This window comes from Streptomyces sp. NPDC001604 (assembly GCF_042893475.1).
Classification (GTDB): Bacteria; Actinomycetota; Actinomycetes; order Streptomycetales; family Streptomycetaceae; genus Streptomyces.
The window spans coordinates 127063-153344 of the sequence record NZ_JBIAUY010000017.1; the positions used below are offsets into that span (position 1 = coordinate 127063).

21 protein-coding genes and 2 pseudogenes are annotated in these 26282 nt (G+C 68.6%); 10 read left to right on the plus strand and 13 right to left on the minus strand.

Going from position 1 to position 26282, the window contains the following annotated elements; all coding sequences use genetic code 11:
* Positions 1-257 precede the first annotated feature (257 nt).
* Positions 258-1190: an LLM class flavin-dependent oxidoreductase gene (locus ACFY1E_RS35765; RefSeq protein WP_389083630.1), complete on the minus strand. Its 933-nt coding sequence runs from the start codon at positions 1188-1190 to the stop codon at positions 258-260.
* Between the two features lie 109 nt (positions 1191-1299).
* Between ACFY1E_RS35765 and ACFY1E_RS35770 the strand changes: the two genes are divergently transcribed.
* Positions 1300-1749 carry a MarR family winged helix-turn-helix transcriptional regulator gene (locus ACFY1E_RS35770; RefSeq protein ID WP_389083633.1) on the plus strand — a complete coding sequence of 150 codons (450 nt, stop codon included), beginning with the start codon at positions 1300-1302 and terminating at the stop codon, positions 1747-1749.
* Between the two features lie 745 nt (positions 1750-2494).
* Here the strand turns inward: ACFY1E_RS35770 and ACFY1E_RS35775 are convergent.
* Together ACFY1E_RS35775 and ACFY1E_RS35780 are read right to left on the minus strand one after the other, a co-directional pair.
* A complete protein-coding gene (locus ACFY1E_RS35775) occupies positions 2495-2731 on the minus strand; it encodes a hypothetical protein (protein WP_389083635.1) in 237 nt (78 codons plus the stop codon).
* A gap of 668 nt (positions 2732-3399) precedes the next feature.
* The gene (locus ACFY1E_RS35780; protein ID WP_389083637.1) at positions 3400-4440 is read right to left on the minus strand and encodes an epoxide hydrolase family protein; all 1041 of its coding nucleotides are present in this window, start codon (positions 4438-4440) and stop codon (positions 3400-3402) included.
* 37 nt (positions 4441-4477) lie between these two features.
* Between ACFY1E_RS35780 and ACFY1E_RS35785 the strand changes: the two genes are divergently transcribed.
* The gene (locus ACFY1E_RS35785; protein ID WP_389083639.1) at positions 4478-5041 is read left to right on the plus strand and encodes a TetR/AcrR family transcriptional regulator; all 564 of its coding nucleotides are present in this window, start codon (positions 4478-4480) and stop codon (positions 5039-5041) included.
* Positions 5042-5217: 176 nt separating this feature from the next.
* Here the strand turns inward: ACFY1E_RS35785 and ACFY1E_RS35790 are convergent.
* Positions 5218-5463: pseudogene (locus ACFY1E_RS35790) on the minus strand (winged helix-turn-helix transcriptional regulator); the annotation flags it as partial.
* A gap of 44 nt (positions 5464-5507) precedes the next feature.
* On the opposite strand from ACFY1E_RS35790, the gene ACFY1E_RS35795 reads away from it, so the two are divergent.
* On the plus strand, positions 5508-6380 hold the full coding sequence (locus ACFY1E_RS35795; protein WP_389083641.1) for an aldo/keto reductase family oxidoreductase: 873 nt from the start codon (positions 5508-5510) through the stop codon (positions 6378-6380).
* Between the two features lie 150 nt (positions 6381-6530).
* Here the strand turns inward: ACFY1E_RS35795 and ACFY1E_RS35800 are convergent, their stop codons facing one another.
* Positions 6531-7424, minus strand: a complete 894-nt coding sequence (locus ACFY1E_RS35800; RefSeq protein ID WP_389083644.1) for a LysR family transcriptional regulator — start codon at positions 7422-7424, stop codon at positions 6531-6533.
* Positions 7425-7527: 103 nt separating this feature from the next.
* On the opposite strand from ACFY1E_RS35800, the gene ACFY1E_RS35805 reads away from it, so the two are divergent.
* From ACFY1E_RS35805 to ACFY1E_RS35815, 3 genes are all read left to right on the plus strand, one after another.
* Complete coding sequence (locus tag ACFY1E_RS35805) at positions 7528-8616, plus strand: alcohol dehydrogenase catalytic domain-containing protein (RefSeq protein ID WP_389083646.1); 1089 nt, start codon at positions 7528-7530, stop codon at positions 8614-8616.
* A gap of 360 nt (positions 8617-8976) precedes the next feature.
* Complete coding sequence (locus ACFY1E_RS35810) at positions 8977-9513, plus strand: SigE family RNA polymerase sigma factor (protein WP_389083649.1); 537 nt, start codon at positions 8977-8979, stop codon at positions 9511-9513.
* Entirely contained in the window at positions 9510-10394 is an 885-nt protein-coding gene (locus tag ACFY1E_RS35815; RefSeq protein ID WP_389083651.1) for a hypothetical protein, read from the plus strand. The genes ACFY1E_RS35810 and ACFY1E_RS35815 overlap by 4 nt, the downstream gene beginning before the upstream one ends.
* Positions 10395-10480: 86 nt before the next feature.
* On the opposite strand, the gene ACFY1E_RS35820 is transcribed toward ACFY1E_RS35815, so the two are convergent.
* Positions 10481-11386: a hypothetical protein gene (locus ACFY1E_RS35820; RefSeq protein ID WP_389083653.1), complete on the minus strand. Its 906-nt coding sequence runs from the start codon at positions 11384-11386 to the stop codon at positions 10481-10483.
* 823 nt (positions 11387-12209) lie between these two features.
* Between ACFY1E_RS35820 and ACFY1E_RS35825 the strand changes: the two genes are divergently transcribed.
* Complete coding sequence (locus tag ACFY1E_RS35825) at positions 12210-12344, plus strand: hypothetical protein (protein WP_389083655.1); 135 nt, start codon at positions 12210-12212, stop codon at positions 12342-12344.
* 338 nt (positions 12345-12682) lie between these two features.
* On the opposite strand, the gene ACFY1E_RS35830 is transcribed toward ACFY1E_RS35825, so the two are convergent.
* On the minus strand, positions 12683-13420 hold the full coding sequence (locus ACFY1E_RS35830; RefSeq protein ID WP_389083657.1) for an SDR family oxidoreductase: 738 nt from the start codon (positions 13418-13420) through the stop codon (positions 12683-12685).
* Positions 13421-13514: 94 nt separating this feature from the next.
* Between ACFY1E_RS35830 and ACFY1E_RS35835 the strand changes: the two genes are divergently transcribed.
* From ACFY1E_RS35835 to ACFY1E_RS35845, 3 genes and pseudogenes are all read left to right on the plus strand, one after another.
* Complete coding sequence (locus tag ACFY1E_RS35835; protein ID WP_389083659.1) at positions 13515-14354, plus strand: LysR family transcriptional regulator; 840 nt, start codon at positions 13515-13517, stop codon at positions 14352-14354.
* 293 nt (positions 14355-14647) lie between these two features.
* A pseudogene (locus tag ACFY1E_RS35840) lies at positions 14648-14933 on the plus strand (transcriptional regulator); the annotation flags it as partial.
* Positions 14934-15042: 109 nt separating this feature from the next.
* Positions 15043-16575, plus strand: a complete 1533-nt coding sequence (locus ACFY1E_RS35845; RefSeq protein WP_389083661.1) for a hypothetical protein — start codon at positions 15043-15045, stop codon at positions 16573-16575.
* A gap of 304 nt (positions 16576-16879) precedes the next feature.
* Here ACFY1E_RS35845 and ACFY1E_RS35850 read toward each other — a convergent pair whose 3' ends face one another.
* From ACFY1E_RS35850 to ACFY1E_RS35875, 6 genes are all read right to left on the minus strand, one after another.
* Positions 16880-17866 (minus strand): aldo/keto reductase, encoded by a 987-nt coding sequence (locus tag ACFY1E_RS35850; protein ID WP_389083664.1) that lies wholly within the window; start codon positions 17864-17866, stop codon positions 16880-16882.
* 555 nt (positions 17867-18421) lie between these two features.
* Positions 18422-19921, minus strand: coding sequence for an alpha-N-arabinofuranosidase (locus ACFY1E_RS35855; protein WP_389083666.1), 1500 nt, complete (start codon positions 19919-19921; stop codon positions 18422-18424).
* A gap of 47 nt (positions 19922-19968) precedes the next feature.
* Positions 19969-20847: a carbohydrate ABC transporter permease gene (locus tag ACFY1E_RS35860; RefSeq protein WP_389083669.1), complete on the minus strand. Its 879-nt coding sequence runs from the start codon at positions 20845-20847 to the stop codon at positions 19969-19971.
* Positions 20844-21824 (minus strand): carbohydrate ABC transporter permease, encoded by a 981-nt coding sequence (locus tag ACFY1E_RS35865; RefSeq protein WP_389083672.1) that lies wholly within the window; start codon positions 21822-21824, stop codon positions 20844-20846. Before ACFY1E_RS35865 ends, ACFY1E_RS35860 begins: the two co-directional genes overlap by 4 nt.
* A 101-nt stretch (positions 21825-21925) precedes the next feature.
* Positions 21926-23233 carry an ABC transporter substrate-binding protein gene (locus ACFY1E_RS35870; protein ID WP_389083674.1) on the minus strand — a complete coding sequence of 436 codons (1308 nt, stop codon included), beginning with the start codon at positions 23231-23233 and terminating at the stop codon, positions 21926-21928.
* A 67-nt stretch (positions 23234-23300) separates the two neighbouring features.
* A complete protein-coding gene (locus ACFY1E_RS35875; protein ID WP_389083676.1) occupies positions 23301-26267 on the minus strand; it encodes a glycoside hydrolase family 2 TIM barrel-domain containing protein in 2967 nt (988 codons plus the stop codon).
* Between the last annotated feature and the right edge of the window lie 15 nt (positions 26268-26282).

A 26282-nucleotide genomic window follows, 5' to 3' on the forward strand; every position in this document is an offset into this window, starting at 1 on the left:
GCGCCGCTACCGGTGGGCGAGGGGCATGGAGCCCAGGAGCCTGCTGTGTGCCGGGCTTGCCAGAGGCGTCGCTGGCACGCTCTGGCCATACGTTGGACGGCCAGCGGTCGGGTCGATGCTGCGGTTGGCCACCTGGGCCGGTCGCGCGTACCGCCCGTACGACCTCGGGAGAAAACGCGTGCAAGGGCGTCGGCATGGTGTCATCGGTCGATCAGTTCAGGTGATGGCCCATCGGTCGCCTGATACGGCGGCGGCTTTCAGTGCCCGTCGTACTCCGCGCCCAGGGGCGTGATGATCTCTTCGACGAGCCACTGTGCAACTTGTGGGGGGTAGGGGCTTCGCAGGCTCAGCACGATGTGCGTCAGGCCGGCGCCGATGAGATCCCGGATGGCCTTGCGGTCACCGGCCGGGTCGTCGTAGGAGACGATGTACTGCACGGAGCGGGTGATCGTCTGCGGGTCCCGGCCGAGAGCCACGCAGTGTGCGTCCAGGACGCGGCTGCGTTGGGTGATGTAGTCGAGGGTGTTGTGCGGCGGGCCGGGGATGTTCCAGATGTCCGAGTGTTCGGCGACCAGGCGAAGGGTTCTGGTCCCCCAGCCGCCGATCAGCAGTGGCGGGCCTGGTTGCTGAACCGGCTTGGGCTCGTTGCGATTGCCCTTCAGCGTGTAGTAGCGGCCGTAGAAGTCGAAGACATCCTCCGTCCACATCTGCTTGAGGATGGCGATGGTCTCGGCCAGGCGGGCGATGCCTTCGGCCGGCGGGACCAGGGTCAGGCCGTAGGCGTCGTACTCCGCGGCGGCGGGGTTTTCACCGGTGATGCCACCGGCGTCGGGTGGCTGGTGGGTGCCGCCCACACCGAGGCCCATGACCAGGCGGCCACGGGAGATCACGTCCACCGTCGTGGCGATCTTGCCTAGGACGGCGGGCTGGCGGATGCGATTACTGGTCACGAGCAGTCCCAGCCGTAGCCGTTGGGTCTGTGCGGCCAAGGCGCTCAGGAGCGTCCACCCTTCGAGAATCTGCCCGTCCTTGGGGCCTGCTATCGGCATCAGGTGGTCCCACAGCCATGCGTCCGCGATCTCCGGCAGGGCGTCAGCCTCTTGCCACACTCGGAGGATTTCCTCGTAGGAGGCGCGCATCGGGGTGGTCTTGATGCCGAACGTCACCCGGTGGTGAATCTGGTCGGTCATGGTGCGCACGCGCCCTTCGGCTCGACGTGTCGCCGCTCATGACGGCAACGCTGTCACCATAGATGATGGTCAGTGATGCTGACGATCAGTTCCACGATATGATGTGGGCATGACGGATGATGCAGCCTCCGGGGCCCTCGCCTCCCGACTCGGCTACCTGCTCAAGCACGTGCAGCTGCGGCTGGCTGAGGCGTCCGCACTGGCGTTGGCGCCGTTCGGCATCAACGGCCGCGAGCTGGCGGTCATGGTCGTGCTCGCGGCGGAATACCCGCTGTCCCAGCTGGAGGCGGCGGGCAGGCTCAGTGTTGACCGCACGACGATGGTGGCGCTCGTCGACGCCCTGGAGGAGAAGGGGCTCGTCGAGCGCCACCGCAGTTCCCAGGACCGGCGCAAGAACACCGTGCAGCTGACCCCGACGGGTCAGGACACCTTGCGCAAGGCCGAGCATGCCCGCAAGGAGATGGAGCGTCAGTTCCTCGCCCCGCTCTCCCCCTCGGATGCAGACCAATTGGTCCGCGCCCTGCTGATCCTCGTCACCGCCCCGAAGACCGTCGACTGACGACCGGGAATGAGAAGCCCTGTCCCCGGCGGGCAGGGACCCGTGAAGGTCCCTCCATATTCGGTGAGTTGTGAAGCGCACCTGGGCGCGTGCGGCCCTGTTCCCATCCCGTCCTGTCCGGCATCTCGCGTGCACATCTGGGCGGGTTGATCGAAGAGATCCATCCCGAGTGGCAGGCGCGGCGTGAGTCGGAACTTCACAAGCAGCGAGGTGGGGAACGCAGGCGCGCGGCAGGAGCCGGGCGCAAGCCGAAGCCGGAGTTCGTCGACCGGGCTCCTGCCGTGCGTATCGCGGCGGCCGACCCGGACCAGGACGTCATCTTCGACGAAGACTTCAACTTCGTATCGTCCAGGGCGTATGAGCGACTGACCGGTGACTCGGACGCCTTTTTGGGAAGCCTGGGATGTCTATACCGAGGCTCACGCAACGACCGAGGAGGAGGGCGAGGGCATGAGCGAGTCGTTCGGCTTCGGAGATGCCCAGCAGATGCGCCGACGTCTGCCGCGGCTGGCTGCGCTCTGTCTCGGTCCTGGGCCCGACTGACGCAACCCCAGCCGACGGCCGATCACGGGCACGCCGAGCCCGATCATCTGGGGCTTTGCGCCCACAACGGACATCAAGGGCTGGTCCGAGGGCCCCCGTGGTATCCGCCTCCGATGGGTCCTGACCACCCGCCGGTAGAGAGTGAAGGCAGGTCAATGACTCGGCCGTCCCGTGATCGGCAACGAATTCGTCAGATCGGCGCCTACTCGCAGGCCGCGTAGTGGTCGCTCGGTGCGCCCGCGCCGAGGCAGTGGAGGTCGAGGAGGGGTGTGCCGTTCGAGAGGAACAGGGCCTGCTGAGGGGCGTTGACGGTGACCGTGGATGACGAGAAGCCGTCCCCACCGGTGACGACCGTGTTCGTGTCGGCGGAGGCGACTCCTGCACTAATGCAGAAAGCGCTGAGGGCGATTGCCGTGATAACTGCGAACTTCCTGGACAACTTGTTTCCTTCCTGAATTGCGAGCAGAGACAGGTGCACATCCCGGGCCCGGTCTGCTCCACGATGGCTGTTCTGCGGTGTGCGCGCGCGAGGAACACCGCCAAACAGTGGATTCGGCAACTCGCGGTGAAGCCTCCGATCACCCACCGGCGGCCGGCGTACGAGGGCGTAGCCGGGTGACCGTGGCTGCGCGGCCGCGCAGCGGTACGGGGCACCTCGGGCCGCTGTCCGCGCTGATCTGCTGGTACCGGACAGAGCGCGGCAGTCCGTGGCCGGGGCCAACAGGCCGGAGGTGTCCAGCCGATGGGGGCGCAGCTGCGACGGGCGACGGGCTGCCCGGCCCGGGATGTGACTCAGGCCCTCGCTCTTCCCAGAGCCCCTGTGGATGACAACACATCAGGCTGTCGATACCCGGCGTCCCAGACGTGCAGGTGCGCGCCGGCGGCTGTGCGCTCCGGGGCGAACATGGTTGCTCGCCTCCGCTCGTCCCCCCTTCCTGGCGTCCTCGAAGTCATCGAAGTCCGCTTCCTCAGGGCACCGTACGAGGAGTTTCTCGAGCAGCTTCGGGTCCGGACCCTGGTCGAGAAACGCATCGGACTCGACAGGTCGGCCATCTCCGCGCCGTCGCCTTCCCATGTTCGATGGCGCCGCCGTCGGCAGACTCCGTTTCAGACGCCCAGTTCGACCGCGGTGTGCAGGTCGCCCGCGAAAGCCTGGGGTTGTTCCCAGGCTGCGAAGTGGCCCCCGGCGCGGTGTTCCACATATGCGCAGACGTTCAGGAACACCTCGGCGTAGCTTCGCGGCTCCGGTTTGATGTTGCGCGGAAACACGGAAAGCACCGTCGGCGTGTCGATCCGGTCAGGGAGGGCGACCGGTTCGACGTAGGTGGCGAAAGAGGTGCCGATCGTGCCGGTGACCCAGTAGGCGGTGACCCAGGTGAGAAGCTCGTCCGGGGTGAAGGCCGCCGCGTCGGACCAGGACTCCAGCTTTTCGACGATCCACGCCGCAAGTCCAGCGGGGGAGTCGCCGAGGGCGGCGGCGAGCGTGTTCGGCCGAGTCGACTGTTCCGCGATGTATCCGCCTTCGGTCCGGAACCACTGCGCCGCCTGGTCAAGATAGGCCGCCGCGTCAGGCGCGAGCTTTGCCGGGTCCGCCGTGAGCGCGCGCTGAGGAGCGATGTTCGTGAGGTGGAGAGCAGCTACCCGGTCCGGTCGTTCGGCCGCGAGGATCTCGGCGACGGTGCCACCCACGTCGCCACCGGACACCGTGTACCTGGCGTACCCGAGCTCATCAAGGGCGGTCGCGATGATCCCGGCGATCCGGTTGACTGACATACCGGGCATGGTGAGCGGGGCTGCGAACGGGAAGCCCGGCAGTGCGGGAACCACCACGTGCATGTCCGTGAGCAGAGGCAGGACGCGCTCGAACCGCAACACCGAGTCCGGCCAGCCGTGCAGCAGCACGACAACCGGGGCGCCGGGGTCGGCGGACCGCTGGTGGATCAGCCGTAGGTCGGTGTCGCCTGCTCGCACCGTCACCCAAGGTAAGTCGGCGATACGACGCTCGTGCGCGCCCCAGTCGTACTCGTTCGCCCAGTGGTCGAGCAGTGCGGTGAGGCGAGTGCCGCCGACGCCACGGGTCGCGTCGTCGCTCCAGGGGGTGACTACGCGCCGCGTCATCTGGAGTCGTTCTCGCAATTCATCAGTCATGTGTATGAGCATACACATGATGTGTATGCTCATACACATGACTTTTCATGACGCGAAGGCGACCAGGCAGCGGATCCTTGAGCATGCGCGTCGCCTCTTCGCCCGGCAGGGGTTCGGGGCGGTCACGGTCAAGGACGTGGCCGACGCGGCCGGCGTGTCGCCCAACCTCATCACGCGTTATTTCGGCGGCAAGGACGGCCTGTTCGTGGCGGCAACCAGAGTGGAGATCCCGGTCTCCACCGCCTTGGACGGCGATCGTTCCGCGCTGGGTGCGCGCCTCGCGGCGAGCATCGTCCAGCGCTGGTTCGGTGCGCCCGGGGAGGACGACCCCCTGCTGGTGCTGCAACGCGCGTCCGGCGAACGCCCTGAGGCGGCGGAGGCGCTGGCCGCCTTCCTCGACACGAACTCGCTGGAGCCGCTGCACCGCTTCCTGCGCGGCAGCGGCCTGGACGATGCGGAGGCCCGCAGCCGGGCTGCAGCGATCGACGCCTTCGTGCTCGGCGTTTCGACCCGCCGCCGGGTGCTGCGTTCCGAACTCGGCGACCCCGCTGACCTCCAAGCCTGGCTGAGTACCACGATCCAACGCCTTGCCGATGGATGAGCAGGCACCCGCAGAGGCACCCGGACCCTGACCGAGAACGTTCGAAGCGTGTGGTCACGGTGCAAGGGGCCCCGCGTGCTCGTTCAACGATCATGACCGTGTCACCAGCTCAGAGCAGCTCTCCGCGGTTGAGGATGTAGAGCTGATCGAGCTGTTCGACCGTTGGAGGTGAGTCGTCAGGAGGTGCGAGAGTCGTAGTTCTCGCGGTTTGCGAGGACCTCGGCCATGTGCGTCTGCGCCCAGCTTCTGAGCCCCCGCGTCATGTGGTGGAGCGACAGACCGAGGTCGGTCAGCTCGTAGGAGACGGTGACAGGGACGGTTGGCGTCACGGTACGGGTGAGCACACCATCGCGTTCCAGCGACCGTAGCGTCTGGGTCAGCATCTTCTGGCTGACCCCGGCCAGAAGACGAGCGATCTCGGAGGCAGCAGACACCACCCCCGAAGGCCACGACGAAGGGCAACAAGATGAGCACACGCTCCCTCTTTCTTCCTGGCGGCACCTGGACTCTGGGCGACCTGACCGTCACCCGGTTCGGCTACGGCGCCATGCAACTGGCAGGTCCGTGGGTCATGGGGCCGCCCGCCGATCGCGAGGGTGCCCTGGCCGTTCTGCGTGAAGCAGTCGACCTCGGTATCACCCACATCGACACCAGCGACGCCTACGGGCCGCGCGTCACCAACGAGTTCATCCGTGAGGCGCTGCACCCCTATCCCGAGTCGCTGCACATCGTGACCAAGGTGGGCGCGACACGAGACGAGCAGGGTGGCTGGCCCACGGCCCGTCGACCCGAAGATCTGCGCCACCAGGTCCACGGCAACCTCAAGTCCCTCCGGCTCGAGGTACTCGACCTGGTCAACCTCCGACTCGGCAACGCCGAAGGTCCCCAACCCGGCTCGCTCGCCGAGGCGTTCGAGACGCTCGTCGAGCTCCAGGAGCAGGGCCTGATCCGCCACCTCGGGGTCAGCAACGCAACCGAGGAGCAGGTCATTGAGGCGCAGAGCATCGCGCCGATCGTGTGCGTGCAGAACATGTACAACCTCGCCCACCGCCACGACGACAAGCTCATCGACCGGCTCGCCACCGAGGGCGTCGCGTACGTGCCCTTCTTCCCCCTCGGGGGCTTTACCCCGCTTCAGTCCTCGGCGCTCTCGGCGGTCGCCGCTCGGCTGGAGGCAACACCGATGTCCGTTGCACTGGCCTGGTTGCTGCAGCGATCACCGAACATCCTGCTCATCCCCGGCACGTCATCGACGGCACACCTGCGCGAGAACATCGCCGGCGCGGGACTGCCCCTCTCCCAGGAGGACCTGACCGAGCTGGACGACATCAGCCGCTGAATGCCCCAGAGGCAAACGGCCCGCAACCGGCGGTGGCAGCTCACCCGCCTCGGTGGCCGGTAGGTGTCGAGGTCTCCTGAAGAAGTGGGTTCCGAGCCCAAGCCCATAAGGGAAGGGGCCCACGCGATGGTGCGCAGCGTTGGCGGCGGTTCAGGCGGTCGAAGTGATCGCTTGGGTGACGGCCGTGATCGCCGGGGCGGGGTGGCCGCAGAGGCGTGCCACGAGCACCCGGCGGATCTCGGGGGGTGCGCCGTCGACGTGCAGCAGGCTCACCCCGGGCGGCAGCACCGGTGAGAGCCGGGACGGCACCGTGGTCACGCCGAAGCCGCCGGCGACCAGCTGGAGTTTCGTCAGCCAGTCGCGCGCGGAGTGGATGATGCGCGGCCGACCGGGCAGGCCGGACCAGACGCCGAGCAGTGGCTCAGAGCTTGATGACGGGGTGGCGATCCATGCGGCGTCGATCAGCTCGTCGACGTGCACCGTGGTGCGTCCGGCGAAGTCTCCGGTCGACGACACGGCCACGACCAGTTCGGTGTCCGCGACGGTCTCGACGTGCAGGCGCGGCGAGTCGCCGTCGAACGGCCGGTGGGGTGGGCGGGACACCAGTACGGCGAGGTCGAGCGAGCCCGCGCGCAGCGCCCGGATCAAGAGGGGAGTGGTGCCCTCGCGGGTGGTGACCGTGATCTGCGGGTCGGCCGCGGCGAGGTGTGCGAGTGCGGCGGGCAGGATCGCCGAGCCCGCGCTCAGGACTGCCCCGAGCCGCACCAGTTCGGTCCGCGGGACGCTGTCGGCGAGCTGACGCTCGGCCGCTGCGAGCGCGGCGAGGACCGTGTGGGCGTGCCGCAGCAGGGTCAGGCCGGACGGAGTGAGGCGCACCCCGTCCGGGCGGCGCTCGAACAGGTTGGTGCCGACGCTGCGTTCGAGGGCGGCGGCCTGGCGGGAGACGGCCGACTGTGTGTAGCCGAGTCGGGCAGCTGCCGCGGTGAAGCTGCCGGACTCGGCGATCTGCCGCAGGACCCGCAGGCCCGCACTGGAGATGTCCATGCGGGATACGCATACCACAGATGCCAGATCTTCGCTTCCCGCATGCCTGTCCCGCTCCTAGTGTCGATCTCCTACGAGCATGGACGGACACGGAGGTCATCACGTGCGAGCAGCAGTTCTGACGCAGTTCGGCGCCCCGCTCACGGTGCGGGAGGTGCCCGACCCCGAGGCGGGGGGCGGTGAGGTCGTGGTCCAGGTCCTCGCCGCCGGCGTGGCGCCCTACGCGGCCGAAGTCTTCGGCGGCAAAAGGAAATACCCCCTTGTGCTTCCTGTCGTACCCGGTGTCGGTGGAGTGGGGCGGATCGTCCACGTCGGCCCTGACGCCACCCGGCTGCGGGTCGGCGACCTGGTGTGGTGCGACGCGACGGTGCGCTCGCGGGACGACGCCCTGACGCCCGACATCACGCTCCAGGGCTGGAGCTCGCGTGGAGAGGGCGGCGCGCGGCTCGCCCGGTACCTGCACGACGGTTCGTTCGCCGAGCTCATGCGGGTCCCGACGGAGAACGTCTTCCCGCTGCCCACCGCGGCGGGGGACGATCCGGCCCGCTGGGCCGCGCTCACGGTGCACACCATCTCCTATGGCGGGTTGCTGGCAGGCGGGCTCGCGGCCGGAGAGACGCTGCTCGTCAGCGGGGCCACCGGCAACCTCGGCAGCAGCGCGGTCGCGGTCGCGCTCGCGATGGGCGCGGGCCGCGTGGTCGCCCCAGGCCGCAACCAGGCCGCGCTCGACCTCCTCGCCGACCGTTTCGGTTCGCGTCTGCGCCCGATCCGGCTGACCGGGGACGAGGCCACCGACCGCGCGGCGATGTCCGCGGCGGCCGACGGCCCGATCGACATGGTGATCGACCTGCTCCCGCCGAGCGCACCCAGCTCCGCCTCGCGCGCGGCAGCCATGACAGTGCGGGAGTACGGCCGCGTCGTTCTCATGGGCGGCGTCGGCATGCTCGGTGGCGACGACCTCGCACTCCCGTATCCATGGATCATGCGCAACTCGATCACCGTGCGCGGGCAGTGGATGTACCCGCGCACCGCCAATGTCGGCATCATCCGGCTCCTCGCCTCGGGCACTCTGGATCTCGCACCCGAACGGGTCCGGTCGTTCGGCCTCGATGCCGTCAACGAGGCCATCGCGTACGCCGCCGCGCACGGTGGCCCGTTCGACCGCACCAGCCTCACCCCATCAGCTGACTGACACGGCCCACTGATCCCCACCACCCGCACGACCCGCCACCCTCACCAGCCCGCCCGCGCAGCCGATTTCGCCGACAGGCCCCGCGAAGTACAGACTCCCCGACGAGAAAGCCGTAGGGGATGAGCACCACGCGAGTGAGCAGTGGCTCTGTCCGCACAGCGCCGCCGGACGCGCGCGGCACATGCTGGACACCATCGACTCCGTGCGGCGTCACGACGGTGTTGCACGGGTTGTTCGTGAAGCTGATGCGCCCGTGCAACCCTGGGCGATCCCAGTTCCGTGTAGGTCGTAGGGAGGAGCGTCCTGGGTCGGGTTGAATTCGGCGCAGGCGACGCCTGGATGCACGAGACGAGGAAGAGTGTGACCGATCACCCCCGCGAGACCGACTTCCGTACCTGGGTGCTTGAACATCGAACGCGCCTGCGTACGACAGCGTTTCTGCTCTGTGGTGACTGGTACCTGGCCGATGACCTCGTTCAGGATGCGCTCGGACGGCTCTACTCGCGATGGGGCAGAGTGGTGGCGGCAGGTGATCCACGTGCCTATGTCCGTCGGATCCTGTGCAATCTCCACGCCGACTACCGACGCCGGCCGGCCAGGCGTGAGATCAGTGAGGCGGATGTGACCACGTTGTCCTCACACCCGCACACCAGCATGCAAGAGCGCGACGACGATCTGATTGCCGCCCTGCTGACGGTTCCGGTCGGCCAGCGCACCGTGCTCGTCCTGCGCTTCTTCGAGGATTTGTCCGTCGAGCAGACCGCGGCCCTGCTCAAGACGAGTGCGGGCAACGTCAAGAGCCAGACCAGCCGGGGCCTGGAAGCTCTGCGCTCTGCGCTCCTGACGCAACCGAGCGAGACCACACGGCCGGCCAAGACCGAAGGTAGGGCATCGTGAACGCTGACAAGTCGCAGGAAGACCTGGCTGCGCGTATCGCGTCCATCAGCATCAGCGCTCCCGCCGACCGCGTCGACATCGACGAGGCGGTCCGGGCGGGGACGAAGCGGCGCTGGCGCCGCCGACTCGCCGTCGCCGGTGTCTGCGCCTGCGTCGTGGCCGTCGCCGGATCGGTGGCCGTCGCCACGCAGGTGGGCCACGAGAGGAGCAACACCATGGCTGCCCCCAGCGTCCGCGGTCCCGCCCTGACCGCCGATGGCCTCGGCGGGCGGTGGATCGCGGTCCAAATCGACGGTCACGACGTCTCGTCGTGGCGCGACGTCGGCGGTCTGCTGGCGAACATCATCATCGGTGCCGACGGGACATCGAACGGATGGCAGGTGAACAGGGCCTGCGGTCCACTGGTCGGTGGCACTTTCACGCTGCAGGCCAACGGTGGGTTCACCGCCGAGTTGCCATCGCCGCGGGGCCAGTCCTGTCCGAGGCTCACCACGCCCACCCCCGACCTCGTGGACGCGGTCTCGCGCACCGCCTACGTCGCCGTGGACGAGCCGGCTGGCTCGGCCGCCCGGAGTCTGCGGTTCCTGGACAGCAAGAAGCGGCTCATTGCACTGTGGCGCGAGGACACCACGACCAAGTCCCCCGCCGCCGTGTGCAAGAAGGCGCTCGGCGGCACGTCCACCGCTGACGGGACCTTCACCACTGTCGAGCGGGTTCGCTCGAAGCATCTGGCTGCGACGAACGACAGGCCTGAGGACGTTCTGCCCGACGTTCCCGGCGGCACCGTGGCCGTCTACTGCTCGGCCACCGGGACAGGCTCAACTGCCAGGTACGTGGTCACGGCCGACGGTCAGAAGGTGAAACTCCGGTCGGCCAAGTAACCGGCCGCACACGGACATTGCCGACTCGCGGCTGTCGCCGGGAGCCATAGCGGCTCCCGGCGACAGCCGGCACAGCAGGCACGATGTCAGGAGCAGCGCTTCCAGGTCTGGTAGAAGGAGCTCGAGGTGGAGTGGGTGTCGCTGAACATGGCAGCTCCGGACGAGGAGCCGTTGGTCGTCAGCCGCACCTCGGTGGTCGCCAGCTTGAAGAGGTCCTTGAAGGTGCTGCCGTAGCTGGCACCGGCGGCGCTGAACGTCTGGCGGCTGAACTTACGCAGTTTCCCGTACGGCCGCTCCGTGATGTAGTCCGCGGTCGTCCCGTCGTAGTAGCTGGACAGGCCGGAGACGGTGACGTCCGACCAGCCGGATCCAGCGGTGCGGTCGTACCAGTGGAACACGACCTTTCCGGAGCGGTACGTCATCGCCTGGGAGATGACGTGTCCGGTCTTCGTCGTGTGCCCGACATAGACGAGCGGGTTCTGGTGCGCGGAGTTGAGGTACTCGTACCACAGCCGGGCGCCCTGGGTGGCCGTGGCCGACGCGCCGGCGTCGAAGCCCTGCTGGATCAGCTTGGTGGACCGGAAGCCACCGAGACCGATCCAGGGCGACGCCATCGTGTTGCTGTTGGAACCGCAACTCGTGGAGTACGTCGGGATGTTCTGGTCGTCGTAGACCTCGTTGTAGTTGGAGTGTCCGGTGGCGACATAGCCGCCCCAGTTGCTGCTGTAGGAGACCCGCAGCGACGATTTGCGGGACGGCGCCAGGCAGGGCACCGACGGTGTGGTCTCGCGATACCCCTTGTACTTCGTCCGCCATGCCGCCAGCGCCCTGGGGTTGTCCGGGGCGTCGAAGCCGAAGGCACGCGCCGTGGCGGGCGCCGCTGTCTGCGGCCGGAAGCCCTTGGGCGGGATGATCGTCGTCATGGTCGCGCCGCCCGGCAGACGGTATGTCAGCTCTTTGCCTGCGGAGGCCCGAACGGACTGCGCAGCCATCGGCGACACGGTCTTTCCGTCCGCCCCGACCAGACGCGTCCGTGTGGCGGTAACGGTTTTGCACCCCTTGGCCGGCGCATCGGCGGCCGGTGTGGCATTCGCGGGCGTTGCTGGGGTCGTGACAAAGGCGGCTGCCGCGAGCGCCATCGAACTTGCGGTGATTAAGACTTTCCGGACACGAGAAGCTGCAATTGCCCGAAAGGGCCCCATGTTTCTCCTTCGGTATGGGAAGAGGACAGCAGCAGCAACCGAGGCGCGTCCGCGCCGCTGCTGCTTGCTGATGTCGACAGGGATCAGCCCGGCGTGACACACACGTCCTCGGCTCCAGCCGTACGTGCTGTCACAGTGCTGTTGACCGAACCGCCGATGGCGGTTACGACCTCGCGGCTTGAATCCCAGTGATTCCGAAGCCCATACCGACGATGAACAGACTGTTCACGCCACTCAACCCCCGTCGTGTGGATGACACTTACCGCACTCATGTGGCCCCTTGGGGCAGTGCGATGGAGGCATCGTATGAGCCGGAAGGGCAAGGAGTGGTAAAGCGTATGGCTGTAAATGAAAAATTCGTAAACATGTTCCCGTGAGGGCCTGTGTCCCAGGCGTCCAGGGCCGCAACGAGGATCCCGGGCTTAACGGCACGCAGGCGCTGCGCCACGAGAGCTCCGCTTTGACGCGATGTCAGTGGCCTGCGCCGACCGGGCAGTTCGACGCGCCTCCCGCACAGGCCCGGCGGTTCGTTGCCCCTGAGCTGAACCCCCACTCTGCACGCTCAGCGAAGAGCGCCGGGCAGGGCGGCCCCCCAACTGCCCTGCCCGGCGCCATGGGTTGGTCATCGCCTGTAGGAGGCGAGTTCCTCAGCCTGCTCAAGACCCTGCGGGAACGCTGGCCCCAGCAGAAGCCGTACGCGGTGCTGGACAACTTCTCCCCGCACAAGCACGCCGAAGTCCGCACCTGAGCCGCCCGACACGACGTCGAACTGGTCTTCCTGCCGACCTACGACTCCTGGCTGAACTGGATCGAGTCAGAGTTCGCCGCCCTGCGCTACTTCGCCCTCAACGGCACCGACCACCGCACCCACGCCGAACAGAACGCCGCCATCGCCGCCTACATCCGCCGGCGCAACGCCCACGCCGAACCGAAGACCCGTTTCGCGCCCGAGTCACCGATCCGCCAGTGGACCGATTACCCGGCCAAAGCTGCGTGACAATGCCCAGAGACAGCGAACTTTGCTGCATGCACGTGGGCGACCGGGCGGCCACGGCCATATCGACGAGGAACGCATCCAAGGTCAGGTCACCAGGGCACGACACCGCTGTCGTCGAACAGCTGGCCCGTCGGGCCGTCGTCCGGCAGGGTCGCCAGCCGGATGGCGATCACCGCGCCCTGCTCGGGGGTCTGTGTGCCGCTGAATCCGTTGAGGTCGGTGGCCACGTAACCGGGGCAGGCGTTGTTGATCAGGACGTTGGTGCCGCTCAGCTCCTTGGCGTACTGGATGGCGACGGCGTTGAGGTAGGTCTTCGTCGGCGCGTAGGCCCCGCTGATCCCCCCGAGATCCACGCCGGGCGTGGTCTGCAGTGTCAGGGAGCCGACGTGGCTGGACTGGTTGACGATCCGTGGGTGCGCCGAACGGAGCAGCAGGGGCAGCATCGCGTTGGTGACCCTGATGACGCCGAGGACGTTGGTCTCCAGCAGTCGCCGCACAATCTCCAGGTCGATGGTCGTCGGTTCCTCCGGCCAGCCGCCGGCAACGCCGGCATTGTTGACCAGTACGTCCAGCCGTCCTGCCCGCTCCTCGATCAGTTGGACCGCGGCGGCCACGCTCCTGGCGTCGGTCACGTCCAAGGGCACGCCGAACGCGTCAGCACCAGCCGCACGCAACTTCGCCACAGCGTCATTGCGGCGCTGCTCGTCCCGGGCGCCGACACCGACGCTCCAGCCCCGCGCACCCAGCCCGGCCGCGATCTCATACCCGATTCCCTTGTTCGCGCCAGTGACCAGCGCGATCGTCTTCTCGCTCATGAAAGCGAGCATGCCTGCGCTGCAGCCGGGCACCAACACCCTCTCGGTAGTGCAGCGATACCCGAGCGGTATCGATCTCAGCCGTCTGCCGTCTTAGCCTGGGCTCATGGAAATACGCGAGCTGCGGTACTTCGTCGCCGTCGCCGAGGAGTTGCACTTCGGCAAGGCTGCCCAGCGCCTTGGGATAGCCCAGCCGCCACTGTCCCGCACGATCACCCAGCTCGAGCGGCGGCTGGGAATCGCACTGCTGGAACGCAACAGCCGCAAGGTCACGCTCACCGAGGCCGGAGCCGTGCTGCTGGCCGAAGGACGCGAGATCCTCAGCGCAGTGACCGCGGCCGAGCGGCGTACCCAACGTGCCGCCACGGCACACCCCAGCCTCGTCCTCGCCGTCAAATCCGGCACCGGTGGTGAGCTGCTGACGAAACTGCTCGACGCCTACGCCGCCGAGCCCGGCGCAGCCACCGTCGATCTGCTGATCTGCGAGGCGCACCAGCACCGGCAGTTGCTGCAGGAGGGGCAAGCCGACGTGGCTCTGCTGCACCTGCCCTTCGACTCAGCAGCAGGGCTCGACACCGAAACCCTGTGCACCGAGGGACAGGTCGCGATCCTGCCGGCCTCACACCCGCTCGCCATCCGCTCTCAGGTCCGGATGGCCGACGTCACCACACTGCCCGAACTCCCGATGGCCCGCTGGCCCGGTCCCGGCGGCAGCTACCCGGAAGGACCGGGCGCGGAGATACGGAACCTGACACAGGTCTTCCAGCTGATCGCGCTCGGCCGTACCACCGTGGTCATTCCCGAGTCAGCCGGCACCGACCTGCGCCGGGATCTCGCCGCCGTGCGGGTCCTGGACGCTCCGCCTGTGACAACGGTGATCGCCTGGCCGCCGCAGAGCCGCCTTCGTGCAGTTGCTGACCTGGTCCGCGTTGCCACACTCCTTTGAACCCGGATCAGGAGGCGGCCACCCCACGACAGCCTCGCTCGAGCAACTGGCAGCTCAACGCCCTTGCCTCAGCAGGGTAGTGGCCTTGACGGTCTGCTGCCCTGAGCGGACATCAACACCACGATCGCCCGCCGCAGCTGTCCTTCGCCATCCGGCCAATCCGCTGCAAGCGGCAGCCTTCCTCCCTGCTGACCGGCCGACGAACAAACCCGGGCGACGTCCCACGACCAACGCCAGGCAGGTCCTGGAGACGCTGACCGCCGGGCGGCACATCGATTACCCGGCCAACGCTGCGAGACGAGACACGAGTCGGCCTGCTATGGGTGACCGAACCGACATTGCGCCTGCTGCCGCGGCTCTCGGGACCCAAGTACGGCCTTGTGCTACCCACCGGAGATCCACGAGTCGGAGGGACTGCTGGAGAAGTTCCGTGTCGCACTGAAGGACGCCCGGGACCGGGCGGTCGCCGAAGACGACGAGGTGACGCTGGAGTGCGTCAAGGCGATGTACTCGAAGTTCGCCTCGACACTCGGGGAGTCGAACTACAACCGGGAGCTGTACCGCACCGACTGGACGCACCCTTGTCCGTCAGCCGACAGCTGCCTGGGCGCAACCATCCGTTGGTCTGGTGTGTCCATGAAGTGTGCTGACGATACCTAGAATATTGCGGACAGCGGCGGCCGCCGCTTTGACGACTGCCGCCCTGACAGTCTCGACCCCGGCCGCGCACGCCGCCGGAACGACGCTCGTCCTGAACGCCCAGGAGAACTACTACCTCCCCACCGAGGGCGAGGGCCCGAACCTGGACCTCGGCATCACCGCCTCGGGCGGGGACGCCCATGACGTCTCCGTCGTGGTCGACGCGTCGTCCCTCGCCGGGAAGGCGACGATGGTGGTCACGGGGGACTGCGTGAGCACCGGAGCCCTCAAGGTCAAGTGCGCGGTGGGCCCGCTGTCGGGCAAGGAGTCGATCGACCCGTTCTTCCTGAAGCCCACCGCGGCCGCCAAGGCGGGCGACACCGGTGCCATCACCTACACCGCCACCGCCTCCGACGCGCCTACCGTGACAGGGAAGACGGACGTCCTGGTCGGCGGGCCGAAGCTCGTCCTCCGGCCCTATCCGGCGCTGAAGGGCATCGCACCCGGCGCCGTCTTCGAGCGCACCCCGGCCTTCGCCAACTCCGGCAAAGCTTCCGCCGACAAGGGCGTCATGCTGCTGGTGCAGGACTCTGACGGCGTCTCGCTGGCCCGTGACCACTCCAACTGCCACTACGCGGACCACCCCGAGGGCGGCGCCTGGTGCCGGTTCGACACCCCGGTCGCGCCCGGCTCGGCCTATGAGACCAACGCGCCGCTGCGCTACACCGCCGCCACGGACACCATGTACGGCTACAACACCTACGTCGTGTGGCCGGTCGGCGGCACCGCGCCCGACTCCTTCGACCCGTCCGACTTCCCCCACACCGGCACCGGCACGCCGCTCGGCCTGAAGTCCGTCGCCCCCGGCTCCGGCTTCACCGGCCCCGGGTACGGCACCTTCGCCACCACCCAGCACGCCGACTACCAGGCGCTCGGTGACACGGTCGAGGGCAAGGTAGGCGAGACCGTGAGCATCACCGTGGGCGTGCGGAACAACGGGCCGGGCCGGATGGACTTCCGGTGGATGGACGCCGACAACTCCGGCACCTTCGTGGTGACCCCACCCGCCGGCACCACCATCACCGGCGCCCCCGGCCCCGGCGAGCAGGGCGACCCCGGGCCGCTGTGGAACTGCACACCGCGCAAGGCCGGCGCGAAGAGCTACACCTGCGCCATCGGCAGTACGGACTTCCGGCCGGGCGACTCCGTGACCCAGGAATTCACGGTGCGGATCGACCGGATCGTCCCGGGTGCGCGGGGCAGCGTGAAGGGAGTGGAGAACCCCGACTACCCCAACCGTGACGACGACGCAGCGAACGACACCGCGGCCATCACGGTGAAGGCCACCGGCTCGGCGACGTCCAGCCCGTCGCCCAGCGCCTCCGTGTCCGCGTCGGCCACGGCCACCGCGAGCCCGTCCGGCTCCGGGGCGGGAACCGGGAACGGGACGACGACCGGCGGCGGGCTCGCCGCCACGGGCGCGGACGGAGTCCTGCTGCGGGCGGGCACTGCCCTCCTGCTGGTGGCGGGCGGCGCGCTGGCGTTCCTGGCGGCGCGGAAGTGGCGGCCGCAGAGCCGATAAGGCCCGCGCGGCTTTCGCGCTCGCCGCCGAAGTGGGAACGCACGGGGGGAAAACGGCGTCGGACAGGGGCTGGCCGCCCAGCCGTTGACGCGCAGTCAACTGGAGGTCACTTCCCCGGCCGCCGTCACCTCGATCGCTCTTTTGGGGTGGGGCGAGGGCCTTTATGCGACTGCCAGGACAGCAAGGCGATGTGACTGCAGGAGCGTGCCGATTCCCCGTGTGCGACCGGTTTCCGGGAAGGCGGGGAAACGCCCTCGGGGTGGGCGCCCGCACCGGTCGTACACGAGGTGGAGGTGGGGAAGGCTCAGCGGTTGACGAAGGTGAGGCTGGTCGCGTCGTAGCGGGCGCCCGCGATCTGCTCCGGCGAGGCGATGGCCTCGATGGCGGCGAGGTCCTCGGGGGACAGCTCGACGGCGAGGGCTGCGAGGTTCTCCTCGAGGTACCGCTGCCGCCGGGTGCCGGGGATCGGCACCACGTCGTCGCCCTGGTGCTGCACCCAGGCCAGGGCGAGCTGGCCGGCGGTGATCCCCTTCGCGGCAGCCAGTTCGTCCAGCTTGGCCACGGTCGCAAGGTTCTGTTCGAGGTTGCCGTCGGCGAAACGCGGTTGGCTGCGCCGCATGTCGTTGTCTGCCATCTCCGTGGTCGAGCGGTACTGGCCGGTCAAAAGGCCGCGCCCGAGCGGGGAGAACGGGACCAGGCCGATGCCGAGTTCGCGGCAGACCGGGGCGATCTCCGCCTCCAGGTCACGGGTCCACAGCGACCACTCGCTCTCCAGCGCCGTGATCGGGTGCACCGCGTGCGCGCGCCGAATGGTCTGCGCCCCGGCCTCGGACAGACCGAGGTAGCGGACCTTACCGGCCTGCACCAGCTCGGCCATGGCGCCGATGGTCTCCTCGATCGGCACCTGCGGATCGACCCGGTGCTGGTAGTACAGGTCGATGTGGTCGACCCCGAGCCGCCGCAGCGAGGCCTCGCATGCCTCCCGCACGTAGGCGGCGTCGCCGCGCACCCGGGTGGGTTCGCCCAGGCGGTTGGCGAAACCGAACTTCGTGGCCAGCACCACCTCGTCACGGCGCCCGGCGATGGCCCGCCCGATCAGCTCCTCGTTGTGCCCGGAGCCGTAGAAGTCGGCGGTGTCCAGAAGCGTCACCCCGAGGTCGAGGGCGCGGTGCAGCGTCGCGATCGACTGTGCGTCGTCCGTGGCGCCGTAGGCATGACTCATGCCCATGCAGCCCAGGCCCTGCGCGGAAACCTCCAGTTCGCCCAGATACCGGGTGGGGACGTCGTTCATGCTGCTGCCTCCTGCGTTGGCCGGACTCATCCGCCCGGAACGCTAGGTATTGGAGCGCGCTCCATGTCAAGGAGAAGGCCCGCTCGAGCGGGCAGCCCCCTCCGCCGGTGACCAGTGCCGTACGGTCCCGCAGGGGCAGGGTGGTCATGCCCGCACGGCCCAGGGCAGTTCGTCTCCCGCGGCCTTGGCGGCCTGTACGTCGCCGGACCGGGCGTGTCCCTCCAACAACTCGATCCGGGGGGCCCGGCCGCAGAGCCGGCCCGGCATTGTGCAGCAGCGCAGAACCGCGACCGCAATCCGTGCACGCCACCGTCAACTCGCGGGTGCAGGCTGCGATGCGGGCCACGCCGACCGCCACCCACACTCGCTCCACTCGCACAGCATCCAGGTGCGGAGACAAGATCCGTACGAGGTCGTCACAATCGCCGACGTGGCCGCTGTACGTGACGGAGCGTCACCGGCGCACGGTGGCATGCGCCCTGCTTCACGGAAATCTTGCCGGGCCACGTTCACTCGTACGCAGATACCGGGGCCGCCGTCATGTGGTCGCGGTTCTCAGCCCAGCGCAATTGCGGTCCACGACACCGGCGGCAGCTCGATGCTGAGCAGCCCGTCGGACAGGATCGCGCTCGGGTTCGCGTGCGGGGTCACGCGGTTCTGCTCGGTGAGTGTGTTCTTTGCGTAGGCATCCTTGTCGGCGAGTGTGACCGCCTCCAGAATCCGCGAGGAGTCAAGGCTGCGCACGTCGACCGTGACCTGAGTGGCCTGCGTAAGCCCGCGGTTGACGAGGAAGAGGGCGGCCCGGTCCTCGTGGACGGTCGCGACGGCGTCGACGACAGACGCCTCGCCGTTGCGTGCCGTCGTGTAGGTCGGCGCCTCGATCACGGGCCGGATCACCTCACCGGCGGCGAGCCGGCTGGTGATCGAGAACGGGTAGAAGGTCGTCTGCCGCCAGGCAGGGCCGCCGGGCTCGGTCATGATCGGCGCGATCACGTTGACCAGTTGCGCGAGCGAGGCCGAGGTGACGCGGTCGCTGTGCTTGAGCAGCGTCATCAGCAGATTGCCGACGACGACAGCGTCCGCCACCGAGTAGACGTCCTCCAGCTGCCGGGGGGCGTGCCGCCACTCGTCGTTGACCTCGTCGGACTCCTCGTGCTCCTTCTGGTACCAGACGTTCCACTCGTCGAACGAGATGTTGATCTTCTTGTTGGAGCGTTTCTTGTAGCCCACGTGGTCGGCGGTCGCGACGACGGTGTCGATGAAGTAGTCCATGTCGGTCGCCGAGGCGAGGAAGGAGCCGAGGTCGCCGTCGTGCTCCTGGTAGTAGGCGTGGCAGGAGACGTAGTCGACGTGGTCGTAGGCGTGCTCGAGCACCGTGCGCTCCCAGTCGCCGAAGGTCGGCATCCCGGAGTTGGAGGAGCCGCAGACCACCAGTTCGAGGTCCTTGTCGGCCATCTTCATCGCGCCGGCGGTACGGGCGGCGAGCTTGCCGTAGTCGTCGGCCGTCATGAAGCCGGTCTGCCAGGGGCCGTCCATCTCGTTGCCGAGGCACCACATGCGCACGTTGTGCGGCTCCGGCGTGCCGTTGGCGACACGCAGGTCCGACAGTGCCGTACCGGAGGGGTGGTTGGCGTACTCGAGCAGGTCCAGGGCGGGCAGGATGCCCCGCGTGCCGAGGTTCACCGCGAGCATCATCTCGGAGTCGGTGAGCTTGAGCCAGCGGGCGAACTCGTCCAGGCCGACCTGGTTCGACTCCAGCGAATGCCAGGCAAGGTCGCGGCGGACCGGCCGCTTGTCGCGTGGGCCGACCGAGTCCTCCCAGCGGAAGCCGGACACGAAGTTGCCGCCTGGGTAGCGGACGGTCCTGGTGCCCAGCTCCCTGACCAGTTCGACGACGTCCATACGGAATCCGTCGTCGTTCGCGCTCGGGTGTTCCGGCTCGTAGAGACCGGTGTACACGCAGCGGCCGAGGTGTTCGACGAACGAGCCGAAGGTGCGGCGCCGGACAGGAGCGATGACGGCCTGCTTGTCGAGAGTGACGTGGGCGCGGGGCAATGCAGTGGTCCTTTGCGGGTCAGGATGAGCGTGGGGCGGCAAACGCGCTACTTGACGGCACCTGCGGTCAGGCCCCTGCGCCAGAACCGCTGGAGACTGACGAAGGCGACGAGCAGCGGGATCAGTGACAGGAACGCACCGGTGATCGGCACCAGTGGCGGCACTCCGTTGGCGAACTCCGCGCGCCACTGCACCAGGCCTACCGTGACGGGCTGCAGGGAGGGGGTGTTGAGCATGAGCGAGGGCAGCAGGTAGTTGTTCCAGATGGCGACGAACTGGAACAGGAAGACGGTCACCAGCGCCGGGGACATCAGCGGCAGGGCGATCCGGAAGAAGGTGCGCTGTTCGCCTGCTCCGTCGATCCGTGCGGCCTCCAGGAGTTCGTCCGGGACGGACGACGCGGCGAAGATCCGGCACAGGTAGACGCCGAACGGGCTGACACAGCTGGGCAGCAGCACCGACCAGTAGGAGTCGGTGATATCCAGCTTGGCCATGAGCAGGAACAACGGCAGGGCGAACATCGGCGCCGGGATGAGCACCGAGGCGAGGATGACGTTGAACACGCCTTCACGGCCGCGGAAGGTGAACTTGGACAGCGCGTAGCCGGCCATCGCGGACAGCAGGGTGCCGACGGTGGCGCCGACGAGGCTGTACAGCGCGCTGTTGGCGAGCCAGGTGGAGAAGATGCCGTCCTGGAAGCTGAACACGTTCTTGATGTTGGTGACCGGGTCGAAGTGGGAGAACCACAGCGGCGTACCGGTGTAGAGGTAGCCCGAGGCCTTGGTCGAGGAGACGAACAGCCACCACAGCGGGATCAGCGTGTACAGGGCCATCAGGCCGAGCACGCCGTTGACGACGGCCTTGCTCGCGATGTCGGTGCCGCGGCGCGCCGGTCGGGTCGGTCGGTCGGCCCGGATCACGCTCATGCCATCGCTCCCTTGCGCTGGTTGTACTTGAGGAATCCGAACGAGAGCACGAGGGTGATCAGCGCGAGCACGACGGACTCGGCGGCGGCCAGGTTCTGGCCGCCCACGTCCATGCCCAGGGTCGTGTTCATGATCGGGGTGAACTTCGGGTCGACGCCCGGGATGCGCGCGCCGACCAGCACCGCCGGCTCGGTGTACATCTGCGCCGTTCCGATGATGGAGAAGACCGTGGTCAGCACGAGCGCGGGACGCACCAGCGGGATCTTCACCGCCCACGCCAGGCGCCAACCGGTGCAGCCGTCGAGCGCGGCGGCCTCCATCACCTCGGCCGGGATCGTCTGCAGCGCGGAGTAGATGATCAGCATGTTGTAGCCGGTCCAGCCCCATGTGATCATGTTCCCGATCGAGACCGGAACCCACGACGGCGACAGGAAGTCGGTGTGGATCCCGAGGTGGGACAGCGGTCCGGTGAACGGCGAGAGGTCTTTCACCAGCAGGAAGGACCACATCACCGCGGCGATCGCACCTGGCAGCGCGTAGGGCAGGAAGAACGTGAGCCGGTAGGTCTTCCGCAGCCGGGCCGAGCGGGAGTCCAGCAGGAGCGCGAGCAGGAGGGCCAGGCCGAGCATGACCGGGACCTGGACGCAGCCCAGCAGCACGACCCGGACGATCGACGCGATGAAGTCGTGGTCTTTGAAGGCGTCGGCGTAGTTGGACAGTCCCGCGAACTCCGTGGTCTGCGCACCGCCGAACAGCCCCGCGCGGTGGACGGTGAAGAAGCTCTGGTAGATCGCGTAACAGATCGGCGCGACCATCATGGACAGGAAGAGCACCGCGAACGGCGCCAGGAAACCCGACGCGGTGAGCGCGCTGCGGCGGCCGGTGCGCCGCGGCCGACCGGCGTGGGAGACGCGGCGGGTGGCCGCGGGCGCCGGTCGCGGCGGTGACGCGGTCCGGGTGCTGCTGGGACTGCTCATGGAAAACCTCGCTGGGCGGTTCGTCGTCAGGGAGCGGGTTCCCGCGGCGCCGGCCACGGGCGGCCGCGGGAATCCCTCGGGGCGGCTGGAGTTCCGCTGCCTCAGCCGTTGGTCACCGACAGTCCGAGCTTCTTGATCGCGGCGACCGTCGAGGCCTGGACCTCGGTGACCGCGTCCGGCAGGGTGCCCTTACCGATGGCAGCGGTGAAGTCCGTCTCGACCTGCTGGAAGGTCGGGCCGTTGGTCCAGGTGCTGGGCACCTGCGCGGCGGAGGCCTTGTACACGTCACCGACCTTCTGGCCGCCGAAGTACGGGTCACCCCCCGTGAGCGACGGGTCTTCCTGTCCGGCCTTCGACGCCGGGTACAGCCCGCCTTCGATGCCCGACTTCACAGCCTGCGGGTCACTGGACAGGAAATCGGCGAACTGCACTGCTTCCTTGGGCGTCTTGCACCCGGTCATCACCGAGGTGGCCGAGCCGCCGCTGCTGGCGCTCTTGCCGTCACCGGCCTCCCAGGTCGGCATCGGGGCGACCCTCCACTTGCCGGACAGGTTCTGCAGGTCCGACTTCAGACCGCCGGCGGCCCAGGCCGCGCCGACGAACGTCAGCACCTTGCCGGCTTCGGAGGCCTTGTCGAACTGCGGGTCCCAGGCGCTGCCGGTCTTCGCCACCAGACCCTTGTCCTTCAGGTCCTGCCAGTAGGAGGCGACCTTGCGGGTGCCGGGGTTGTCGATGCTGACGGTCCAGCTGTCTCCCTTGGTCGAGTACCAGGACCGACCGGTCTGCAAGGTGAAGGACGCCAAACTGCCGGCGTCGCCGAGCATGGTGCCGAACTTCACCCTGGGGTCGGCGGCGGTGACCTTCTCGGCGTCGGCCTTGTACTCGGCCCAGGTGGCCGGTGGCTTGCTGATGCCGTACTTGGCGAACAGGTCCTTGCGGTAGAAGAGGACCATCGGGCCGACGTCCACCGGAACCCCGTAGATCTTGCCGCCGACGCTGGAGGCTGAGACGGCCGACGGGATGTACTTGTCCATACCGTCTTTCGCGTACTGCGTGATGTCCATGACCGAGTTCTTCACGAGCATCGACGGGATGTTCTGGTACTCGATCTGGGCCAGACACGGGCCCTTGCCGGCGGTGAGCGCGTTGCTGATCTGGGTGTAGCCGCCCTTGGGGCCCGACGGGATCTTCTTGAAGGTGATCTTGGTGTTCGGGTGGGAGGCGTTCCACTGGTCGACGATCTTCTCGTAGCCGGCCCAGCCCCAGAACTCCATGTTCACCGGCCCGGCCTGGCCCGACCCCTCGGCGGAATCCTTCTTGTCGCTGCTGCATGCGCCGACGCCGAACGCGATGGCGGTCGCGGTGGCGAGCGCCAGGAGTCTGCGGCTGCGTATGGTGGTGCTGTCCATGTGAGAGAAACCCTTCGTGATGGGGACTGACTTGCTGGACTGTCGGTGGGCGGGCGGCCAGGCCCGCCTACCGACTGGTGCTGAACTCCACGCTGAACACAGTCGGGACCGCGGCCAGGACGTCCGCTGCCGACGGGCCCGGACCGCAGGCCGCGCTGCCGAGGCCGTGGTGCGCGTGGTCGAGGTGGAGATGGAGTCGGCCGTCGCCGACCAGGTCGTGCTGGTGGGCCGCGGCAGCCAGGGCCGCGGTGCTCCAAGGACGTACGGTCAGGTCGATGACCGGGTCGCCCGTGATGAGCAGGGTGCCGTCCGCGGTGGTGATCCGGCTGCGGCGGACTTGGTGGCGGTTGCCGTTCTCCTGCGGGCGGACATAGGGGGTCTGCATCGCCGAGACGGTCGACCGGTGGCGGCCTGTGCGAGCGGCGGTACGGGAGTCGCGGTACGCCTCGCCGGGACCGAGGCCGAACCACTCGACTTCGGCGTCGGTGCCGGGCAGCGACATCGCGATCCCCAGCCGGGGCAGCGGCACCGACCAGGCGCCGTCGGGGGTGACGGCGCATTCCAGCCGGAGCCGGGCCTGGCCCGCGTCCGGTCCGTCGCCGGCCGTCCACCGGTAGACCACGCCGAGCGCGGCGGAGGACCCGGCGGCGGCCAGCCGCGCGGTGACCGTGAGTCCGGACGCGTCGGGCTCGACGCGCAGGACATCGTGGCGCATCCGGTGCAGTCCGGCGGCGAGCCAGGCGTCGATCTGCGGCTCGCCGAAGGCGCTGAGCAGGTCGTTGTCGATCGGGGCCCGCCAGACGTCCAGCCTCGGACCGTCGAGCTCCAGGCCGCCGAGCTGCGTCAGCACCCCCGTGCGGGCGTCGAACCGCGCGGGGCCCAGGGTCATGTCCCCGTCGTGGGCGATCGCCGGCGTCGGCGTGAGGGGGACGGGCGGAACGGCGGGAGCGACGACCAGACCCTGCGCCCAGGCGATCTCGTGACCGGCCGCGGCCCAGGTCTCGTCGGCCGCGAGCGCCGCGGTGACGGTCAGCCACACCTCGTCGCCGGAGCCGTTCTTACGCGCTGCATCGAGCGCGGCGGTGACGTCGGCGGGCCAGTCGACGGTCGTCGTCGCGCCCGGCGCGGTCGCGGGCACGGTCAGGCCGCCGGAGCCCACCGGCTCGCCGCCGTCCTCGACGGTCCACTGGAAGCCCAGGTAGCGGGTGTCGCGGACGTGGTGCAGGTTGTGCACGCTGATCTGCCGGGTCGCCGGGTCGATGTGAATCCGGACCGGTTCGATGACCTTCTTGTACTCGACCAGGCCCGGCGACGGTGTGCGGTCGGGGAAGAGAAGTCCGTCGGCGACGAAGTTGCCGTCGTGGACCTCCTCGCCGAAGTCGCCGCCGTAGGCGTAGAACGTGTGAGGGTCCTCCTGCCCGGTGAGCCGGGCGATGCCGTGGTCGATCCACTCCCAGATGAATCCGCCGGCCAGGCGCGGATGTGCCTCGATGACCTGCTGGTACTCGGACAGCCCGCCGGGGCCGGTGCCCATGGCGTGTCCGTACTCGCACAGCACGAACGGCAGGGCGCGGCGGTGCGCGTCGTCGGCCGGATCAGCCGTCGGTGCCTCCTGGCCGCGTCCCACGGCGGACAGCTCGTCCACATTGATGTACATGCGGGAGTACAGGTCGACGTACGCGCAGCTCGCGAAGTCGCCCTCGTAGTGGATGAGGCGGCTGTCGTCGCGTTGGCGGATCCATGCGGCCGCGGCGGCCAGGTTGGCTCCGGTGCCGGACTCGTTGCCCAGTGACCAGACGATGACCGAGGGGTGGTTCTTGTCGCGCTCCACCAGCCGCGCGGTCCGGTCGAGGTAGGCCTCGCGCCATGCGGGGTCGTCGCTGGGGTTGCGCCGCCAGCCGCCGGGTTCGAAGCCGTGCGTCTCGAGGTCGCCCTCGCAGAACACCCACAGGCCGTGCTCGTCGCACAGGTCCAGGAAACGGTGGTCGGGTGGGTAGTGGGCGGTGCGCACTGCGTTGATGTTGTGCTGCTTCATGAGCAGCACGTCGGTCACCATGGTGTCCTCGGTGAGGGTTCGCCCCGTCAGCGGATGCCATTCGTGGCGGTTGACGCCCCGCAGGGAGATCGGCCTGCCGTTGACGGTCAGGACGCCGTCCACGACGGCCACCGTGCGGAAGCCGATGCGCAGCGGTATGCGGTCCCCGGCGTCGGAGACGAGTTCCCCCGTGTACAGGCGCGGTTGCTCGTCCGACCAGGGCTCGATGCCGTCGATCACGTGCGGGCCGGCCGGATCGGCGGCGGATATGCCGAGTTCGGGCACGGACAGGGACACCCGGGTGGGGGCGGTGACGTCGATGGCCAGGGTGCCCTGCCCCGTGGTGTGGTCGTAGGCGGTGTGGACGAAGAAGTCCTCGACACCGCGGGCGGCCACGGTCACCGACCGGAAGATCCCGGACAGCCACCACATGTCCTGGTCTTCCAGGTAGCTGCCGGACGACCACTGGTGCACGCGCACCGCCAGGACGTTCCGGCCGGGCCGCAGACCGGATGAGACGTCGAACTCGGTGGTCAGGCGGCTGCCCTTGCCGTCGCCGAGCCGGATCCCGTTGAGCCACACCGCGAACGCGGAGTCGACGCCCTCGAACCGGAGCACCGCAGCCGATGCCGGGAACCCGTCCGGAATCTCGAACTCGCGGCGGTACTCGCCGGTCGGGTTCTGCCGGGGCACCCGCGGCGGGTCGACCGGGAACGGGTACAGGATGTTGGTGTAGGCCGGGGCACCGTAGCGCGGCTCGCCGGGCAGGCCGGTCATCTGCCAGCAGGACGGCACGGCGAGCAGGTCCCAGGCGGTGTCGTCGAAGTCCGGCGCGGCGAAGTCCTCGGTGAGGTCGTCCAGCCCGGACGCCAGGCGGAATCTCCAGTCGCCGTCGAGCGCGATCGTGGGCAGGTCGGAAGCGAACGCGGCGCGCGGCCGCAGCCGTCCGGTGCCCGGCGACCGGTCTTCGACGTAGGCATTGGGGTCGAGGCCGTTCATCAGCAAAGGTGTTTC

Excerpts from the sequence above, each read along its gene's own strand:
- ACFY1E_RS35875 (WP_389083676.1), bottom strand. The coding sequence starts at position 26,267 with ATGAACGGCCTCGACCCCAATGCCTACGTCGAAGACCGGTCGCCGGGC.
- ACFY1E_RS35780 (WP_389083637.1), bottom strand. The coding sequence starts at position 4,440 with ATGACTGATGAATTGCGAGAACGACTCCAGATGACGCGGCGCGTAGTC.
- ACFY1E_RS35820 (WP_389083653.1), bottom strand. The coding sequence starts at position 11,386 with ATGGCTGCGCAGTCCGTTCGGGCCTCCGCAGGCAAAGAGCTGACATAC.
- ACFY1E_RS35870 (WP_389083674.1), bottom strand. The coding sequence starts at position 23,233 with ATGGACAGCACCACCATACGCAGCCGCAGACTCCTGGCGCTCGCCACC.
- ACFY1E_RS35830 (WP_389083657.1), bottom strand. The coding sequence starts at position 13,420 with ATGCTCGCTTTCATGAGCGAGAAGACGATCGCGCTGGTCACTGGCGCG.
- ACFY1E_RS35860 (WP_389083669.1), bottom strand. The coding sequence starts at position 20,847 with ATGAGCGTGATCCGGGCCGACCGACCGACCCGACCGGCGCGCCGCGGC.
- ACFY1E_RS35825 (WP_389083655.1), top strand. The coding sequence starts at position 12,210 with ATGGGTTGGTCATCGCCTGTAGGAGGCGAGTTCCTCAGCCTGCTCAAG.
- ACFY1E_RS35795 (WP_389083641.1), top strand. The coding sequence starts at position 5,508 with ATGAGCACACGCTCCCTCTTTCTTCCTGGCGGCACCTGGACTCTGGGC.
- ACFY1E_RS35865 (WP_389083672.1), bottom strand. The coding sequence starts at position 21,824 with ATGAGCAGTCCCAGCAGCACCCGGACCGCGTCACCGCCGCGACCGGCG.
- ACFY1E_RS35835 (WP_389083659.1), top strand. The coding sequence starts at position 13,515 with ATGGAAATACGCGAGCTGCGGTACTTCGTCGCCGTCGCCGAGGAGTTG.
- ACFY1E_RS35785 (WP_389083639.1), top strand. The coding sequence starts at position 4,478 with ATGACTTTTCATGACGCGAAGGCGACCAGGCAGCGGATCCTTGAGCAT.
- ACFY1E_RS35770 (WP_389083633.1), top strand. The coding sequence starts at position 1,300 with ATGACGGATGATGCAGCCTCCGGGGCCCTCGCCTCCCGACTCGGCTAC.
- ACFY1E_RS35765 (WP_389083630.1), bottom strand. The coding sequence starts at position 1,190 with ATGACCGACCAGATTCACCACCGGGTGACGTTCGGCATCAAGACCACC.
- ACFY1E_RS35850 (WP_389083664.1), bottom strand. The coding sequence starts at position 17,866 with ATGAACGACGTCCCCACCCGGTATCTGGGCGAACTGGAGGTTTCCGCG.
- ACFY1E_RS35800 (WP_389083644.1), bottom strand. The coding sequence starts at position 7,424 with ATGGACATCTCCAGTGCGGGCCTGCGGGTCCTGCGGCAGATCGCCGAG.